Raw genomic sequence first — 17,345 nt, forward strand, 5'->3', positions numbered from 1 at the left:
CGTTGTGGTACGACGATGGCGATCCGCTGGAAACCCAGATCGATACGCTGCCTAAGATCCCTGGAGCTTACTCGGGTGACACGTGTGCACAAGTGCGTCTGGATCAGCCGTTGACGCTGGCGGACGTGGCGGATATCAGCCTGTGTAATAATCCGCAGACCAATGAGGTCTGGGCCAGCGCACGTATACAGGCGGCGCAACTGGGGGTGGCAAAGTCGGCTTATCTGCCGGTGGTGACCGATACCCTGGGTAGCAACGTCGGCGTATTGAGCCCGCAACTGGCTACCCGCAGCAATCCGAATATGACGGTGTCTAATAACCTGGTGGCCAGTTATTTGCTGTACGATTTTGGCAACCGTAAAGCCAATCTCGAAAATGCGCGGCAATTGCTGCTGGCAGCCAGTGCCACGCAAAGTAGCGTGGTGCAGAATATATTGCTGACGACTATCGTTTCATACTACCAGGTGCAAGCCAATATTGCGGCCCTGGCTGCTGCGCGTGAGGCCGAGCGGGCGGGGGAAGAAAGCTTTAAGGCAGCCAATGCGCGCTATACCGCAGGCGTGGCGACTCCGGCTGATAAGTTGCAGGCGCAAACCGCTTATGCGCAACTGACCCTGCAGCGCATCACCATTGAGGGTAACCTTAAAATCGCTTATGGCAACCTGGCCAATATCATGGGTTTGCCTGCTAACCGTGGCATAGTGCTGGCCAACAGTGTGAGTGAAGCGCCGCCGCATATTCTTGAAGATGTGCAATCGTTTATTGAGCAAGCCGGGCAGCGGCGGCCTGACCTGGTCGCCAGTGAGGCGCAGGTGAAAGCGGCGGAGGCAAGCATAGATGCCAGCAAGGCATTGAGCAAGCCGACGATTTCAATCGGTGTTGCCAACAGTTTGCAGGACGGTTCACAGCTGGCCGGCAATAGTTCAACCACACTGGGGGTGACGGTGGCTATCCCGATCTTTGCCGGCTACGCGCCGACTTACCGCATACGCGCGGCCCAGGCGACGGCTGATCTGCGCACAGCCCAGCGTGACCGCTTGCGTTTGCAGATCTCGCTGGATGTGTGGAGTGCTTACCAGAATCTGCGCACCGCCTTGCAAGCGATGACTGCCAGCAAGACTTTGCTGGAAAGTGCCGAGCAGTCTTACCGCGTTGCATTGGGGCGCTACAAAGCCGGCGTAGGCAATATTATTGATACGCTGAATGCCCAGAGCGCGCTGGCAAACGCACGTCAGCAGAATATCCAGGCCGCACTCAACGCGAATGTGGCGCGCGCAACGCTGGCACAGGCGATGGGCGGGCTTGATCATGCCATGATCCAGTCACTGCCGGGCACGGCGGCCTCTAATAATTAAGTGGATCTAACACTATGAAAAGCATCAAAAAAATACTGTTTGTGCTAGTGCTGCTAGTCATTGCGGTTGCCGCTTACCTGTATTACAAGCACACCCATCAACCTCGGCCTGAAGACCTATATAGGCTGGATGAAATCACCGAAGGCAATATCGAGCAGACTGTGGCCGCCAATGGCACGCTGAACCCGGTCAGCCTGATCAGCGTCGGTACCCAGGTCTCCGGTATCGTCAGAAAGATCTATGTAGACTTTAATGATGTGGTAAAAAAAGACCAGGTGTTGATGGAGCTGGATAATGCGATCTTCAACGCGCAGATCGCGCAGTCACAAGGCAGTGTGAGAAATAACGAGGCGGCGGTAGAACTGGCGGTGGCCAATGAAAAGCGCATGCGCGAGCTATATGCACAGGAATACGTCTCCAAACAGGAGCTGGATACCGCGGTGCAGGTACTCAAGTCGGCCAAGGCGCAGCTGCAAACCGCACGCGGCTTGCTGGCGCGTGATGTGACCAACCTGAATTTCAGCATTATCCGTTCGCCGGTATCCGGCGTGGTGGTCAATCGCGTGGTCGATGTCGGGCAGACGGTGGCCGCCAGTTTCCAGACCCCGACTTTGATCCAGATCGCACAGGATCTGGCCAAGATGCAGATAGATACCAGTTTTGCCGAAGCCGATATAGGCAAGATCAAAGAAGGCCAGAAAGTGAGTTTTAATGTAGACGCTTTCCCTGACCGCAATTTTGATGGCGTGGTCAAGCAACTCAGGCTGAATTCGACCAATACTTCCAATGTGGTCACCTATAACGCGGTGGTGTCGGTAGATAACAGCGACCTGACTTTGCTGCCCGGCATGACCGCCTATGTGAATATCATTGTAGACCGTGCGCGCCATGCCTTGCTGGTGCCAAATGCAGCCTTGCGCTATAAACCAAAACTGGCCGAGGCTGAGCAGAAAGCACTGGAGCAGAAAGCACAGGAACAACAGCCTGCAGCTGGCGCGGGTGAGCGTAAAAAAGACTGGAAAAACCGGGCTGGGCGCGATGGAGCGGGCCGGGAGGGCGCGGACAGGCGCTCAGGCAAAGGCGGCCGCGAGCGCGGTGGCCGTGAGCTAGCCAGCGCAAAACTGTATCTGTTAAAAGCCGGCAAACCGGAAATGGTGCGTGTGCATATAGGCATGACAGATGGCCGCTACACGGTGGTGACCGGCCCAGGGCTGGCGGCAGGTGACCAGGTGATAGTCAGCGAACTGCAGGCTGAGGGCCAGGGCAAGGCATCCCCCGGCAATAATGGCCCGCGCGGCCCAAGAATGTTTTAGGCCGCACGTATCATGCAACCGCATGTGATAGAAGTGAGCCACCTTTACAAGGCGTATCAAACGCCGGCCGGGCCTTTCCCGGTGCTGGCAGATGTGAACCTGCAAGTGGCGCAGGGTGATTATGTCGCCATCATGGGGCCCTCCGGCTCTGGTAAATCGACCTTTATGAATATACTGGGCTGCCTGGATATGCCCAGCGCCGGCAGCTATGTGCTGGATGGTTATGCAGTCGCCACCATGGCCGCAGACGAAGTCGCCAGGGTGCGCAATAAAACCATAGGCTTTGTTTTTCAGGGTTTTAATCTGCTGGCGCGATCCAGCTTGCTGGATAACGTCGCCCTGCCGCTGGTCTATGCCGGGCTGGGCAAAGAGGAGCGCCATGCCCGCGCCAGTGAGCTATTAAAAAAGGTGGGCCTGAGCAAACATATGCAATCGCGACCCAACCAGATCTCCGGCGGCCAGCAGCAACGGGTGGCGATAGCCCGTGCGCTGGTCAATCAGCCACGCCTGATACTCGCCGACGAGCCTACCGGCAATCTCGATAGCACCACCAGTGAGGAGATCATGGCGATCTTTGATGGCCTGAACCAGGAAGGTATCACCATAGTGCTGGTCACGCACGAGACGGATATCGCCGAGCATGCCAGACGGCAGATCCGCTTTCTGGATGGCAAGGTGGTAGAAGATACCAGCCATCAGGCACAGAGCGGGCGGGTGGGGTGATGCCAGCGCAGTCCATAGATCATGCATTTAGCGGAGCTAGCCATGTTTAGCGCGATGCTGGGCGAGGCCTGGCACGCCATGGGTGCTAACCGCTTGCGCACTTTTCTGACCATGCTGGGCATGGTGATAGGGGTGGGAGCGGTGGTGCTGATGATGGCGATAGGCCAGGGTGCCGAAGCCTCGGTGAAACGCTCTATCAATGCCATGGGTAGCCATTTGTTCGTGGTACTGTCTGGGCCGCCGCGCATAGGGGGCGCACGTTCTGCCACCGGTAATGCGCCTTCGCTGAATGTGAAAGACGCGAATGCGATAGGCGAGCTGGATGGGGTGACAGGCGTGGCACCGGTGACTACCGGCAAAGGCCAGGTAGTCTATGCCAGCAACAACTGGAATACCGATATCATAGGCACCACCGCCAGTTACCTGGACGTCAGGTCGTGGAATCTGACCGCCGGCTATGCCTTTCTGGATTCGGATACCCGCTCTGCCACCCGGGTGGCGCTATTGGGTAAAACCGTGGTGCAGAACCTGTTTGGCGATGATGATATAGACCCGGTTGGCAAAACCATACGCATCAACCAGCGCCCATTCGTGGTGCTGGGCGTGCTGGAAAGCAAGGGCCAGACCCTGGATGGGCGTGACCAGGATGACACTATCATCGTGCCGCTGACCACTGCGCAGAGAAAGTTATTTGGTAACCAGCTGCCCGGCTCGGTGCGGCAGATCATGGTGCAGGCAGAATCAGACGCAGTGATGGGCATGGTTGAAGATGCGCTGAATAGCCTGCTGAATCAGCGCCATAATATCCGCGAGGGTGCCGATAGCGATTTTTCTGTGCGCAACCTGACCGCCATCGCTAATTCGGCTGCTGAAACCGCGCGTACCATGTCTTTATTACTGGGGGCGATCGCTTCGGTCTCACTGCTGGTCGGCGGGATAGGCATCATGAATATCATGCTGGTTTCGGTAACTGAGCGCACGCGCGAGATCGGCGTGCGCATGGCCATAGGCGCGCGCGAGCGCGATATCCTGATGCAGTTCCTGCTCGAAGCCATCATGATCTCCACCGTCGGCTGCCTGATAGGCATAGTCATAGGCGTGGCCGGGGCGGTACTGGTGAGCGTGTTCACGCAGGCCGAGGTGATAGTCTCCAGCCAGTCGGTGTTGATCGCCTTTAGCGTGGCAGTGAGTATAGGGATATTCTTTGGTTTTTATCCGGCCAGAAAAGCGGCCCGGTTAAACCCGATAGAAGCATTACGTTATCAGTGACAGGCACTCAAGCGGCAAATCAAGAAATGCTTAATCCATTTCTGCTTAATCCATTTCGATAGGGGGCGCGACTTTTAACACTTCTTCCACCGTGGTCATGCCTGCGGCTACCTTTTCGGCGCCGTTGAGCATCAATGGCTGCAACCCGGCCTGGGTCGCCACCTGGCGTAGCTGTAACAAATCGGTTTCTGGTGTGATCAGTTTACGTATGGCTGGCGTGAGGGTGAGCATCTCATAAATGCCGGTGCGGCCGCGATAGCCGGTGTTGCGGCACTCCTGGCAGCCGACGGCTTTCATGACCTTGTGCGGTTTGGCCGCTTTGAACGGCCGCGTGATGCTGGTCCATTCGTCATCAGAGATCGCGCCTTCAGTTTTACAATGCGGACACAAGGTGCGCACCAGGCGCTGCGCCATAATGCCTAGCAGGCTGGAGTGTATCAGGTAAGCCGGCACGCCCAGATCCAGCAGGCGGGTGATGGCTGAAGGCGCGTCATTAGTGTGCAAGGTAGAAAGCACCAGATGGCCGGTCAGTGCCGCCTGTATCGCCATATCCGCTGTCTGCTGGTCGCGGATCTCGCCGACCATGATAATGTCTGGGTCCTGGCGCATCAGTGTGCGTATGCCTTCGGCAAAGCCCAGCCCTATATTCTGTGTCACCTGCATCTGGTTAAATGCCGGTTCTATCATTTCTATCGGGTCTTCCACCGTGCACACGTTGACCTCATCGGTCGCCAATTGTTTGAGCGTGGTGTACAGCGTGGTGGTTTTACCCGAGCCGGTAGGCCCGGTGACCAGAATGATGCCGTTAGGCTGGTGCGTCCATTGCGCCCAGAGCTCGCTCTGGCGTTTGGAGAAACCAAGCAACTGGAAATCCTGTACCAACACATCCGGTTTGAAGATACGCATCACCAGTTTTTCGCCAAAAGCCGTCGGCATGGTCGAAAGGCGCAACTCTATCTCTTTGCCATCGCTACTCACGGTTTTCAGGCGGCCATCTTGCGGCCTGCGTTTTTCCACCATATCCATACGCCCCAGCAGCTTGATACGGCTGGTGATGGCGTTCATGATATTGCTGGGCAGCTGATACACCTGGTGCAACACCCCATCAATGCGAAAACGCATCAGCCCCAGATTGCGGCGTGGTTCCAGGTGTATATCACTGGCGCGCTGTTCAAAGGCATATTTAAATAGCCAGTCCACAATGTTGACCACATGCTGCTCGTTGGCATCCAGCTGGCGGTCTTTACCCAGCTCTATCAATTGCTCAAAGTTTTGTACGCCGACGATCTGCCCGGCTTTGGCCGCATTGGCCGAGTTGATGGCGGCAGAAAGTTGATAGACCTCGGGTAAATAACGCTGCAGATCTAGCGGGTTGACCATCACCACCTGGATCTGCAGCTTGAGCATGCGCTCAAGGTCAGGCAGCCACTCCTGATGGAAAGGGTCTGCCGTGGCTATGGTCGCGACACCTGCCTTGACTGTGATAGGCATGATGCGCAAACGCTCGGCATAAGCCTGTGACACGATCTGCGCGGCGGCACTGAAATCCAGTTTCAGCGGGTCTATCTGGTAGAAAGGCACTTCAGCCTGCTCAGCGACAAAGCGGCTGAGAGCGTCTATGGTCAGCAGCTGCGATGGCTGCTGCAGGTCCTGCCATTTCTGGTCTGCGACGATGACGATAGGGTGTATGCGAGAACTGTCACGCTTGCGGTCCTGGTGCAGTTTTTCTGCCAGTGATTTTTCCACGCGGCCATGCGTGACCAGCAAACGCAGCAAGTCAGACAGGCGCAGGCTATGGATCACTTTCGGCAGTAAGAATTTGGTTGGACTATTCATGTCACATATAGGCAGGGGGACTTGCAGGTGATGCAAGACTCATGCCATTGAAAAGTGGCAGGAATGGTCACTTTGTTATGTCGTGCGTGTAGCAACACAGCTGAAGGCTAGGTCATGCGCAAATGGTGAATTCTGTTACGGGCCGTTATTCCGGCGGAGGCCGGAAAACGTAGCGTAGCGAAGTATCGAGGGACGGCCATCTAGGCGAGGTAAATATTGAGCTTGGCTGCTATGGAGAGCAAGTGCTGCACGTGCTGGTAGTTCAAATCGGTATTTCTTTGAATGGTTCGGTGCTGAGGGTTCTGTGCTCTGTTTCACCAGTTTATTTCGCCCCTCGGCGAGTTATTTTTTCTGGGATGGTTCAGCGTTCTATTTCACCGTTCTTTTTCGCCCCTCGGCGAGTGTCTTTTCTTTGCGTGCCCAAAGAAAAGGCACCAAAAGAAAGGGCACCCTAGCATCCGCTTGTTTCCTGCGTTGCTCGTCAAAATAAGCGGTCGCGAAACTCGCCCTAGCGGCCTGCACAGAACGCAGGCCACCGCGGAACTCAGACAGTCGCTCCCTTCCTCCTTATTTTGACTCCGCTACTCGGCGCGTCAGATAGGGGACCCGGAAAGACACTACGCGGTTATTTCAGTAAATCTGCTCACAACGCATCCCGCTTAACCATTGAGAAAAGCAATCGCTATGCGCCCTCTGCACATGGCGTTTCACTAATGGTCCATCGTGGTGGTGTTGACTTTGGGCCCCTATCTGACGCGCCGAGTAGCGCAGTCAGCGTGGGAGTTTTCGGCCAGCGTCTGTTCGAGTTCCGCAACAAGCCACGTTTTGTGTGGCTTGTCAGGGCGAGTTTCGTTGGACGCCCACGTTGACGAGCAACGCAGGAAACAAGCGGATGCTAGGGTGCATTTCTTTTGGTTACGTTTTCTTTGGGCAAGCAAAGAAAAGTAACTCGCCTAGAGGCGAAATAAAATGCTGAAATAGAGCACTGACCCATCAAAACAAATACACCAATTCTATGGCAATGGCTGCGCGGTAATGAATGTGAGTAGCCTCACTTTACTGAGAGCGTGTGGTTTAACCGGATTTGTATTCAGGGCGCTTAGTGCCTTAAAAGCTATAGCGACATCTGTATGCGCATGCTTAAGTCGATCGCCTGTATATGTTTGGTCAATCCGCCGATCGAGATACGGTCGACGCCGGTTTCTGCGATCGCGCGTACGCTGCTCAGGTCTACATTGCCTGAGGCTTCCAGCAGGGCGCGGCGTTTGTTAGTCTTGACCGCCAGTCTTAAATCATCCAGGCTGAAGTTATCCAGCAGTATGCTTGTTGCACCTGCATCCAGGGCTTGTTGTAACTCATCCAGGTTTTCGACTTCGATCTGGATATTATTGGTCTGCTGCAGTGCAAACGCTGCTTGCAGCACGGCGGCGATAGAGCCGGCGGCGGCAATATGGTTTTCCTTGATGAGTATGCCGTCGTAGAGCGCTAGTCGCTGATTGGCACCACCACCGGTGAGGACTGCATATTTCTGTGCCAGTCTGAGCCCGGGCAAGGTCTTGCGGGTGTCGAGTATCTGCGCTGGCAAGCCGCTGATGGCATCTGCATAGTGGCGGGTGTGGGTGGCAACGGCCGAAAGTGTCTGTAAAAAGTTTAAAGCCGGGCGCTCGGCACTGAGCATGGCGCGCGCGTCACCGTTGATCACCACCAGTGGCTGGTTGGCTTGCACGCGGTCACCATCGCTGACCAGCCAGTCCAGGCTGATGCCAGGGTCCAGTTGCTCAAAACATTGCTGTACCCAGGCGCAACCGCAAATGGTGGCCTCTACACGGCTGATGATAGTGGCTGAGGCACGCGTACCGGCGGGTATCAGTGCAGCGGTGAGGTCACCTTTGCCTATGTCTTCCGCCAGTGCGGTGTTGACCTGTGCTGCGATCAAACTGGCATTCAGGTAGCCGGGCAAGGTTGAATAAAGCGTGGATAGGGCCATGGGGGTATCTGTATGATTTGAAAAATTCTGCATGTGCCATTCTAAGCCCATGCCAAAAGCTATTATAATAAATAGCGACCGAAAAACAGCAGTATTTCGTTACGGGCTATTTTCCTCAACTATCTCCATACACACTGGTTAACTCACTATGCAGCTTTTATATACGGTAAACAGTCCTTATGCACGTAAGGTACGCATTGTCGCTATCGAAAAACATGTTGATCTGACATTGACCAGTGTGGTGCTTTCGGCAGCGGATTGCCCGGTGAGTCTATATAACCCCTTAGGCAAAGTGCCTGTGCTGGTGCTCGATGATGGCGAAGCGCTGTATGACTCGCGCGTGATCGTCGAATACCTGGATCATAGGACGCCGGTCGCTCATCTGATCCCGCAGGACCCGCTGGCCAAGATCAAGGTGCGTCGCTGGGAGGCACTGGCGGATGGTGTCTGTGATGCCGCAGTGGCAGTGATGCAGGAGCAGCGCAAGGCGGAACCGTTACAGTCCGGTGCCTGGATACAGAAACAAATGGAGAAAGTCATTGCCGGCCTGACCGCACTGGATAATGACCTGCTCAAGAAAAAATGGTGTGTCAACGAAACCTTCAGCCTGGCCGATATCGCCCTAGGCACCACGCTGGGTTACATCGATTTGCGCTTCAAGAGCACGCAGCTGGAGGGTAAATACTGGCAGGAGAAGTTTCCCAGCCTGGCCAAACATTATGGCGTGCTGATCAAACGCCCCAGCTTTAAACAGACTATGCCACAGCCCTGATCTGGCTGATTTCCGTACCAAAGGTGCTATTCCAGCGCTGACCCCCTCCAGTGTTGCGGCAAAACCGCAATCATAGATGGCAAAATTGCAGGCTTGTTTTTTCAATTTTGCCTTGCCAAACAAGCACTAACAAACCCAATCGTTAAACGTTGTAAAAAATACATCGATTACAACAAATTCCCCAAAATGCATTGATAATCTAAATGATAACTGTTATCATTTAGAAAATAAAATGTCCATCAATGGTAAAACATACATGTCAGATGCCAGCATGCCGGTAAAAAAAAGATTGCTTGAACTCGTTGATGAGCTGATAGCGCATGACGGTTTTGGCAGCATCAGGGTGGATATACGTCTTTTAAAACGCGGTCAGAAAGAAGTCATTATTGATTGCGGTAAGCAGTATCGATTTGTAGTTGACTTTCAGCCTGCTGCAGAATTAGTTGATAGTAAATAACACCACATCAGCTAGTCATTTGTTTTAACCCGGGGAGTTTTCCCCAAAAAAATTCCGACGGCATGGGGCCGTGGAAATGTTGAGTTGAGTAGTTCGCCTGACAGCGCCTTCATGAGGAAGGGTCAACGGCATTATCCATGGCACCATGTTTTAACTAGGGTTTTTACTAGGGTTTCTACTTGGTTTTCTACCCAGGTTCCTACGTGGTATCACATGCTTGATTCACAAGCATGGTCTCGCCTTCGATTAAATACTCAACAAGACATTAAAAAAGATTCGTTTATCGGCAGCTTGTGTCTGCCGAACAGCATCTGCTGCAAACGAACATCCCAGCTACCCTTAACTAGGAGAAGGGGGGTAGCTGGATTAATGGGCTTGTGCCCGTATTTCTATGGAGAAGGCAATAATGATTAAAGAAATAAGTTTTAAACCACTCGCTATCGTTGCACTGGCGGCATTCAGTTTCACTACAGCGACTGCATACGCAGCTAATCCAATTCAGGATGCTATTCCTGTGGCTAAAACACTCAGCGGCAATCAAAAGGATGATGGCTGGTATAACCTGAGTAGTGCTGCCAAGACTAAAGACGTCGATGGTAGCCCGGTGACTATTGCTGGCGTGACTGGTGGCGGAAGCTTTCCAGGGACCGCTCCTTGGGCAACCCCAAACATCATTTCCCAAGTTAAATCTGACACTGATAATTCGGCATATTTGAGAAAAGTCGCTAACGGTGCCGTGGGTGGTATTTTTGTGGCTGGTGACAGTCTGTATGCCGGTACTTTTGCCGATGGCTACAATATTAACGGTGGTAAGTTAGGTGTGTACGAGACGACTCCGGTTGCAAACCTGGCTAATGTGGTTTTCCAAGTAGAAATCGGTGGCGCGTATGGCTACGATTTCTACCAGCCTGACGCTGCAGGTACCAGCGTTTCTGGTGGTGCATCTGCTCAGCAAGTGGGTGCGCTAGCTAGTACAAATTACTTTCCGGTACTCAATTTCACCTATGGCAATAATGAGCAGGGCACCTTGACTGCAAATTGGGCAGAGCTCGTTGCCAAGACAGATAACGGATTCATGAGCACACCAACTGGTAACGAACCTGTTTCTATCAATCTGTACGCATTCCAGTGGGATTTGAGTAGCTACAGCAATATCTCTGCCTTTAATGTTACTTTTAATGTGGTCGCGCACAGCCAGACTTATGCAGCCCGTCTGACACAAAGCGACACTTTCAATCAAGTGGTCGCAGTCACAGCAGTGCCTGAGCCTGAGTCATATGCCATGATCCTGGCCGGATTAGGCTTGATCGGCTTTGCCGCACGCCGCCGTAAGGTTTAACGCTTGAACCTATGCTAAGCGATAAAGGCCCTGTGATTCACTCAGGGCCTTTATCTCGCTACCGGCAACTTTCGCAAGCCGCTAGTCATTTACAAAAGCGGTAAAGGTGTTTGTCCATGCCGCATAAGCATGGAAATTGAATACTCAACGGTGTGAGTCCGTGAGACTTATTTTTGAGGTATATGGCGTATCACCTTCAAGAGGAAGGGGCTCATGCGCCTTAAGAGGAGATTTATAAAATGAAATTATCAGCTTTGGTTATCGCTTTGGGTATGGCATTCAGTGGTTCTGCATTTGCTGCAACAGCCGTATGGGATACAGCAGCACCTTGGGGTTCTGCCACCACTACGCAATACGCTGAATGGAATGTGTTTAATGGCACGAGTGACAACAGTCCAGAAGTCTCATTATCTGCAGAGACTACTGCTTCTGTAACAGAAAATACGGGTTTGGCATTTTTGACCGGCGGCAATATTTATAGCTGGCAGGCACCCACTTCATTTACGGCAAACCTAAGTGGTAGCGGTGCTACCGGAGGTCTGTTTGACGTTTATCTGCGCATTGGCACTTTAGGTTCAGTAGCTAATGTCACCGCCACTCTAAATGGCGTTTCAGCAGCTGCAACAAGTGTGCAAACGATAGGGGAGACTACCATTGTCATGGGTGGAGTCAGTGCTGAGCAAGAGGTTTATTGGAAATGGGCTGGTGTCTCCAGCGCTTCCTTGTATACATTTAACTTCAGCGCGTCTTCCTCCAGCATGAGTCTTGATCAACTGGCGTTGGCAACTGTAGCTGTTACTGCTGTTCCAGAGCCAGAAACTTATAGCATGATGGCATTAGGTTTAGGTCTGATGGCTTTTGTTGCTCGTCGCTCCAGAAAAAATCAAGCTTAATCAGACAGCATGTTCATAACAAAGGGGCTGAATAAGCCCTTTTGTCCTATATATCTTCATCCAAAATAGAATTGTCAAAATGGCAGGCTTTGACCGCGTCTGGTTACACACAACAAGAAAAGTGTATTGCTCCTTATCTAAGGTAGGTAAGGCGTTGGCATTTCTTTTGTTTATATCTTTTATGATATGCGGACGTAATACGCAAGCGGCAGACGAAACCAGTGAAGCAGATATTCAAGCGCATCCTGTTGCGTCTGAATCAACCGATAAACAAAATAAACAAGCCTCACAAAAAACAAAGCCAGATGCCGAAGATGCTGATGTTTTGCCTGAGGTTTCAGTGACTGATAAAAGGGTTAAAGAAGAATCTGGTATCGATCCTGCATTGCCGATTACGACTATTACTTCGGAACAACTTGAGCGTAGTCAATCAAGTAATATATTTGAAGCGGTCAAATCAGCTCCGGGTGTTTCTGTTACCGGAGGGCCTCGTGCGAGCGGGATGACTTTTAGTATACGTGGATATTCTGACAACGAAGATGTGATGGTAAGAGTAGACGGTGCTCAAAAGGGTTTTGAGAAGTACCGTATGGGCGGCACATTTGTTGAGCCAGAGCTATTGAAAAGTATTGAAATTCAACGTGGCCCGCAAATTACCAGTGGTTCAGGCTCACTGGGGGGGACAATTATTGCTCAGACAAAGAACGCAGCCGACTTTCTGAAGCCAGGTCAAACCGTAGGTGCCAAAGCCAAGTTTGGTTATGGCAATAATAACGATGAATATTCGCGTTCCTACATGTTGTTCGCTAGACCAGATGAACGGATAGACATTTTATATAACTATTCAAATCGCCAGTCTAATAACATTACCTTGGCTGATGGTACTAAATTAGATAGTTCAGCAATTGAATCAATATCGAAATTATTGAAAGTCAGTATTTTCCCGACTGAAGATATCGAACTGAGTACCTCGCTGGTTTCGTTTGATGATACTGGTTTGCAGCCTTACGACACAACTGGGGGCCAGCCGGGGACTTTTGGCAATGTGATTCGTAGTATAGATGACTTTAGTTGGACGCAAACATTCGCGTACAGACCCGATCATCCGTGGGTTAATTTTAAAGCAACCGCTGGCGGAGGTCATACCAAACTACACGATCTGATAAAACCGGGTATGTCATCTATAAATCCTGTATGCACGCCTACGCCATCTTCACCTTGTCCAGGCAATTTGAATGATTACTATAATTACAAAACTAAAACCATAGATTTAAATAACACCTCTGTTTTGTATAAGTCGGCGTCTACACAAGTCTCGCTATTAGCGGGCTATCAGTACAATGAGAGCGAGCGAACAATAGAGCGCTTTTTTGATGATCCAAACAGCCCACAAGCTGCAGGTTTTCCAAACGGTTTTAATCCAGGTGCCCCACCAGGAACAAAGTCATACAATGCTTATTATGTGCAGCCTCACTTTCAATTGGGTCAGGTGAGTATCAAGCCTGGCTACCGCCGGGATGATTATAAAGTGGAGGCGGCCGGCCAGACATTAGCTTTACTTAGTCCCTTTAATCAATCCAGTACTTACGAATTTACGCAAGAAACTCTGAGTTTAGGCCTGGCGTATGACTTTTTCCCACGTGCTAGTGCACAGCAATTAACCTTGTATAGCAATTATGGCCAAGGGTTTCGTCCTCCCTTGATTGACGAGGTGTTTTCGCAAGGTCCGAGGTCATTCTCCAGATGCCTAAGATCCTCTGTTTTGATCCCGGGGATCACTATGGCAGACGGCCCCGCATCTGGTATCTGTGGGGATCTTTATCAGCCACAAACCTCAGAATCTACCGAAGCAGGAATCAGTTATCAAAACCCGCATTTGTTGAATACTGATCTAGGGATAACGAGTAAGCTGAATTTCTATCATATCTATACCTCACATCTATTGAGCTCGTTACGTGAAAATGCTGATCGCACAATTACTCAAGATGGCTGGGAAAGACGTAACGGTGTCGAGTTTGAGAGTTTTGTGCAGTACCACAGTTGGTTCATGCGAGGGTCTTATTCTAGGATCAATGGTAAGTTATTCGATGGTGGTGCATTTGTGCCTCTGTATACCGTTCCCGGTAATACATTGAATATTAATATTGGGACAGAACTCACTAAGACATTAGATGTGAATCTTACATATCGAAAAGTTGGTGAGCGAGTTATTGCAACCCGAACTAGCGCAATTTCGCCTTTTGTTTTTGGTACGCAAGATGGATATGAAGTTTGGAGTGCCGGAGTACATTGGCAAGCGGCACCCACCGTAGGCATGAGATTGATCGCTGAAAACCTGACGAACAAACAATATCGCCTGGATGCTGGTTCACTTGGCGGTCTTGGTATGTTTGCTGCAGGTAGGAATATCAAATTTTTTGTTGAGATGACGTACTAAACACCCGCTATAGCATGAGCGGGCATCGCTAGCAATAAACCTGCTGTATCAGTGAGTGATTACAAATGGTTGGCGCACTATTGGCTGGTGAACTGTGGCTGGCGAATTTGCCGCGGCGTGTTAAATCGCTGGCACTGGAAAAGTCCGGCGCCAGCTATTGTTTTAATGGAGGGCAGGTTTAAAGCTGGGCGATATCATCGTCGCCTAGCAGGGTGTGCAGATTGTTTTTGTGACGTAAAGTCTGGCGTTCATTCAGGCGTTTTTGCGCCGCACTCGGGAAATCGGTATAGCTGATCAGGCTGCGTTCTATCAGTATGCTGATCAGGTCTTCCAGCACCCGGGCTAACTGGATATCACTCTCACGGAAGGTATGATTCTTTTTGAGTTCTTCGTCGAGAAAGCTCAGGTACTCGGTATCTGAATTTTCTATCAGTACCCAGTCAGCGGAGACTTGCGTATCCGGGCTGGCGGCAATAATCGCACCTTCTTTATTTTTGAGTATATAGGCCATCAGGTGTCATTCCTTGTCACTTCGCAGTGAGTGATTGTTTATTAGGAAAATATAAGCAATAACTATACCTTTGGGTTAGTTAAATTGCGCCATTAATGATACCACCACCCAGGCAGACATTGCTTTCGTAAACCACCACGCTTTGCCCAGGCGTGATCGCCCATTGATGCTGGCCAAAACGTATGGTCGCTTCTTCGTCATTGACTGCATCGACTTCACATGGCGCATCAGGCTGGCGATAACGGGTTTTCGCCGCGTAGACCCAGTTGGTGCGTGGCTGTTGGCCGCTGATCCAGTGTAACTGCCCGGCGACCAGGCCATCGCTTTGTAGCAGCGGGTGGTCGTGGCCTTGCACGACTATCAGTTCATTTTCTGCCATGAGTTTGGCGGCGACAAACCAGGGCTCGCCGTTGCTGTCGCGGCTGCCGCCTATCTTCAGGCCCTGACGTTGACCCAAGGTGTAATACATCAGGCCTTCATGTTCACCGACCACTTTGCCTTCCGGCGTGCGCATGATGCCGGGCTGCCGTGGCAGGTAGCGTTGCAAAAACTCCTGGAACGGCCGCTCGCCGATAAAACAAATACCGGTAGAGTCTTTTTTCTCGGCATTGGCCAGGCCATGCTGACGTGCGATCTCACGCACTTCACGCTTAAGGTAAGTGCCCAGCGGGAACAGCGTTTTTGACAACTGTGCCTGGTTCAGGCGCGATAGAAAATAGCTTTGATCCTTGGTGCCATCATCGGCTTTCAGCAACTGGTAATTGCCCGCTTGAATCGGGTTTTCACGCACCTGCGCATAGTGGCCGGTGGCAATCAGATCTGCGCCCAGGCTCATGGCGTGATCAAGAAAAGCTTTGAATTTGATTTCGGCATTACACAGGATATCCGGGTTGGGGGTGCGGCCGGCCTGGTACTCCTGCAAAAAGTTAGTGAATACTCGCTCTTTGTATTCTTCGCTGAAATTCACGGCCTCGATGTCTATGCCTATCTTGTCGGCAGCAGACACCGCATCGATCAGATCCTGCTTGGAAGAACAGTATTCATCGGTGTCGTCGTCTTCCCAGTTTTTCATGAACAAACCGGTTACCTGGTAGCCTTGCTGTTTTAACAGCAAAGCAGTGACTGAAGAATCAACGCCGCCGGACAGGCCGACGATCACATGTGGCTTACTCATAATACCTGGCCCAAATGTTGCAAAATGTCTAAAGAATAACGTTTACCCGCGAGATAATCCTGCACGCATAACAGCACCTGCGGGCTACGCATCAGCTCACCATCCGCGGCGATCTCGGCTTCACTTTTCCACACTGTGCGCAGTATGCCGTCATCCAATTGCCGCTGCGGGTGGTGAGCGCCAAGCTGGCCGCTAAAGGCAAAACGCAGATAGGTGATGCCATTGACCGGATGTTGCCAGTGGTAGATGCCTACCAGGGCCTGCGGCGTAAAATCATAGGCAGTTTCTTCCAGCGTTTCACGGATCGCTGCTGCAATGATGGTCTCGTTTTCTTCGAGATGACCGGCCGGCTGGTTAAAGCGGTTGCCACGCTCTGTGGTTTCTTCCACCAGCAAGAACTTGCCTTCCAGCTCTATGATAGAAGCCACGGTGACATTGGGTTTCCACTGCAGGGATGACTTGGAAGAGGCGGGAGAATTCAACATGCGCGGGTTTCGTTAAAAGCGCTATTTTAACGCTAAGTGATTGATTGCGGTAATTAACTTAAAGTTAAGCCATAGGTCGCTGTTGGTATGTTTCAGCCTGCCAGCTGCGGAAACAGGCCTGTCAATCCGTGCGCAATAAATTCCACCGCCATGGCCGCCAGGATCAGCCCCATCAGGCGGGTGACGATATTGATGCCTATGACGCCCAGGTAATCGGTGATGGCATCAGACAGCAATAACAGGCCCCAAATAAACAATGAAATCAGCGCGACCGGGATGATCAGGCTCAGATGCCCCCAGAAACCGGGGTGTTGTTGCGCAGTGAGTATCATGCTGGAGATCGCGCCTGGCCCGGCCAGCAAGGGGATGCTCAGCGGCACGATGGCGATCACTTCACGTTCGGAAAGGTCTTGCGCTTCTTCTACGGTCTGGCGCGTGCCACTTTGCTTGCCATGCATCATGGAGATGGAGATCAGTAACAGCAAGATGCCGCCACCGACCTGGAATGAGGGGATGGTGATGCCAAAAAAATCCAGCACTTTGTCGCCGATAAACGCCGAAACGCATAGCACTATCATGACTGTGGTACCCACTGTGCGTGCAGTGCGCGCGCGTTCGGCTTTGCTCCAGCCGCTGGTGGCGCTGATGAATATAGGCAGGCTGCCTATGGGGTTGACGATGGCCAGCAGGGCGATCGCGACTTTAAGCAGGTAGGTATATTCGTTCATGGCCATCACTTTTTAGTAGCAGTCCTGGTTGCAGAGATTGCCTGAAAAAGATCGCCCTGGCAATTT

Annotated in this window: 15 protein-coding genes; 9 read left to right on the forward strand and 6 right to left on the reverse strand. The window is 51.8% G+C overall.

Features of this window, described 5'->3' with window-relative positions:
• The first annotated feature begins 2 nt into the window (after positions 1–2).
• The 4 genes from ACFQ1Z_RS11190 to ACFQ1Z_RS11205 are packed head-to-tail and all read left to right on the forward strand — an operon-like array spanning position 3 to position 4,660.
• Positions 3–1,355 (forward strand): TolC family protein, encoded by a 1,353-nt coding sequence (locus tag ACFQ1Z_RS11190; protein ID WP_379057669.1) that lies wholly within the window; start codon positions 3–5, stop codon positions 1,353–1,355.
• A 14-nt stretch (positions 1,356–1,369) separates the two neighbouring features.
• Positions 1,370–2,668, forward strand: a complete 1,299-nt coding sequence (locus tag ACFQ1Z_RS11195) for an efflux RND transporter periplasmic adaptor subunit (RefSeq protein WP_379057670.1) — start codon at positions 1,370–1,372, stop codon at positions 2,666–2,668.
• Between the two features lie 12 nt (positions 2,669–2,680).
• A complete protein-coding gene (locus tag ACFQ1Z_RS11200; RefSeq protein WP_379057672.1) occupies positions 2,681–3,391 on the forward strand; it encodes an ABC transporter ATP-binding protein in 711 nt (236 codons plus the stop codon).
• Positions 3,392–3,433: 42 nt separating this feature from the next.
• Positions 3,434–4,660, forward strand: coding sequence for an ABC transporter permease (locus ACFQ1Z_RS11205; RefSeq protein WP_379057673.1), 1,227 nt, complete (start codon positions 3,434–3,436; stop codon positions 4,658–4,660).
• 45 nt (positions 4,661–4,705) lie between these two features.
• Here ACFQ1Z_RS11205 and ACFQ1Z_RS11210 read toward each other — a convergent pair whose 3' ends face one another.
• Both ACFQ1Z_RS11210 and nadC read right to left on the reverse strand, forming a co-directional pair.
• Positions 4,706–6,496 (reverse strand): GspE/PulE family protein, encoded by a 1,791-nt coding sequence (locus ACFQ1Z_RS11210; RefSeq protein WP_379057675.1) that lies wholly within the window; start codon positions 6,494–6,496, stop codon positions 4,706–4,708.
• 1,114 nt (positions 6,497–7,610) lie between these two features.
• Positions 7,611–8,483, reverse strand: coding sequence for a carboxylating nicotinate-nucleotide diphosphorylase (gene nadC / locus ACFQ1Z_RS11215; protein WP_379057677.1), 873 nt, complete (start codon positions 8,481–8,483; stop codon positions 7,611–7,613).
• Between the two features lie 148 nt (positions 8,484–8,631).
• On the opposite strand from nadC, the gene ACFQ1Z_RS11220 reads away from it, so the two are divergent.
• From ACFQ1Z_RS11220 to ACFQ1Z_RS11240, 5 genes are all read left to right on the forward strand, one after another.
• Positions 8,632–9,255: a glutathione S-transferase N-terminal domain-containing protein gene (locus ACFQ1Z_RS11220; protein WP_379057679.1), complete on the forward strand. Its 624-nt coding sequence runs from the start codon at positions 8,632–8,634 to the stop codon at positions 9,253–9,255.
• Between the two features lie 232 nt (positions 9,256–9,487).
• The gene (locus ACFQ1Z_RS11225; protein WP_379057680.1) at positions 9,488–9,712 is read left to right on the forward strand and encodes a hypothetical protein; all 225 of its coding nucleotides are present in this window, start codon (positions 9,488–9,490) and stop codon (positions 9,710–9,712) included.
• A gap of 406 nt (positions 9,713–10,118) precedes the next feature.
• Complete coding sequence (locus tag ACFQ1Z_RS11230) at positions 10,119–11,051, forward strand: PEP-CTERM sorting domain-containing protein (protein WP_379057681.1); 933 nt, start codon at positions 10,119–10,121, stop codon at positions 11,049–11,051.
• A 239-nt stretch (positions 11,052–11,290) separates the two neighbouring features.
• Positions 11,291–11,944, forward strand: coding sequence for a PEP-CTERM sorting domain-containing protein (locus ACFQ1Z_RS11235; protein ID WP_379057682.1), 654 nt, complete (start codon positions 11,291–11,293; stop codon positions 11,942–11,944).
• A gap of 79 nt (positions 11,945–12,023) precedes the next feature.
• On the forward strand, positions 12,024–14,381 hold the full coding sequence (locus ACFQ1Z_RS11240; RefSeq protein WP_379057684.1) for a TonB-dependent receptor plug domain-containing protein: 2,358 nt from the start codon (positions 12,024–12,026) through the stop codon (positions 14,379–14,381).
• A gap of 178 nt (positions 14,382–14,559) precedes the next feature.
• On the opposite strand, the gene ACFQ1Z_RS11245 is transcribed toward ACFQ1Z_RS11240, so the two are convergent.
• The 4 genes from ACFQ1Z_RS11245 to ACFQ1Z_RS11260 form a co-directional block, all read right to left on the reverse strand.
• Entirely contained in the window at positions 14,560–14,892 is a 333-nt protein-coding gene (locus ACFQ1Z_RS11245) for a hypothetical protein (protein WP_379057685.1), read from the reverse strand.
• Between the two features lie 79 nt (positions 14,893–14,971).
• Positions 14,972–16,066, reverse strand: coding sequence for a tRNA 2-thiouridine(34) synthase MnmA (gene mnmA / locus ACFQ1Z_RS11250; RefSeq protein WP_379057686.1), 1,095 nt, complete (start codon positions 16,064–16,066; stop codon positions 14,972–14,974).
• Complete coding sequence (locus ACFQ1Z_RS11255; RefSeq protein WP_379057687.1) at positions 16,063–16,551, reverse strand: NUDIX hydrolase; 489 nt, start codon at positions 16,549–16,551, stop codon at positions 16,063–16,065. Before ACFQ1Z_RS11255 ends, mnmA begins: the two co-directional genes overlap by 4 nt.
• 92 nt (positions 16,552–16,643) lie before the next feature.
• Entirely contained in the window at positions 16,644–17,279 is a 636-nt protein-coding gene (locus ACFQ1Z_RS11260) for a MarC family protein (RefSeq protein WP_379057688.1), read from the reverse strand.
• Between the last annotated feature and the right edge of the window lie 66 nt (positions 17,280–17,345).

Origin of the sequence: Methylophilus luteus (assembly GCF_042676265.1) — a bacterium.
GTDB classification, from domain to species: domain Bacteria; phylum Pseudomonadota; class Gammaproteobacteria; order Burkholderiales; family Methylophilaceae; genus Methylophilus; species Methylophilus luteus.

Coding starts and splice junctions, on each gene's coding strand:
- ACFQ1Z_RS11220 (WP_379057679.1), top strand. CDS start 8,632: ATGCAGCTTTTATATACGGTAAACAGTCCTTATGCACGTAAGGTACGC.
- mnmA (WP_379057686.1), bottom strand. CDS start 16,066: ATGAGTAAGCCACATGTGATCGTCGGCCTGTCCGGCGGCGTTGATTCT.
- ACFQ1Z_RS11210 (WP_379057675.1), bottom strand. CDS start 6,496: ATGAATAGTCCAACCAAATTCTTACTGCCGAAAGTGATCCATAGCCTG.
- ACFQ1Z_RS11245 (WP_379057685.1), bottom strand. CDS start 14,892: ATGGCCTATATACTCAAAAATAAAGAAGGTGCGATTATTGCCGCCAGC.
- ACFQ1Z_RS11205 (WP_379057673.1), top strand. CDS start 3,434: ATGTTTAGCGCGATGCTGGGCGAGGCCTGGCACGCCATGGGTGCTAAC.
- ACFQ1Z_RS11255 (WP_379057687.1), bottom strand. CDS start 16,551: ATGTTGAATTCTCCCGCCTCTTCCAAGTCATCCCTGCAGTGGAAACCC.
- ACFQ1Z_RS11230 (WP_379057681.1), top strand. CDS start 10,119: ATGATTAAAGAAATAAGTTTTAAACCACTCGCTATCGTTGCACTGGCG.
- nadC (WP_379057677.1), bottom strand. CDS start 8,483: ATGGCCCTATCCACGCTTTATTCAACCTTGCCCGGCTACCTGAATGCC.
- ACFQ1Z_RS11240 (WP_379057684.1), top strand. CDS start 12,024: ATGGCAGGCTTTGACCGCGTCTGGTTACACACAACAAGAAAAGTGTAT.
- ACFQ1Z_RS11235 (WP_379057682.1), top strand. CDS start 11,291: ATGAAATTATCAGCTTTGGTTATCGCTTTGGGTATGGCATTCAGTGGT.
- ACFQ1Z_RS11225 (WP_379057680.1), top strand. CDS start 9,488: ATGTCCATCAATGGTAAAACATACATGTCAGATGCCAGCATGCCGGTA.
- ACFQ1Z_RS11195 (WP_379057670.1), top strand. CDS start 1,370: ATGAAAAGCATCAAAAAAATACTGTTTGTGCTAGTGCTGCTAGTCATT.
- ACFQ1Z_RS11200 (WP_379057672.1), top strand. CDS start 2,681: ATGCAACCGCATGTGATAGAAGTGAGCCACCTTTACAAGGCGTATCAA.
- ACFQ1Z_RS11260 (WP_379057688.1), bottom strand. CDS start 17,279: ATGAACGAATATACCTACCTGCTTAAAGTCGCGATCGCCCTGCTGGCC.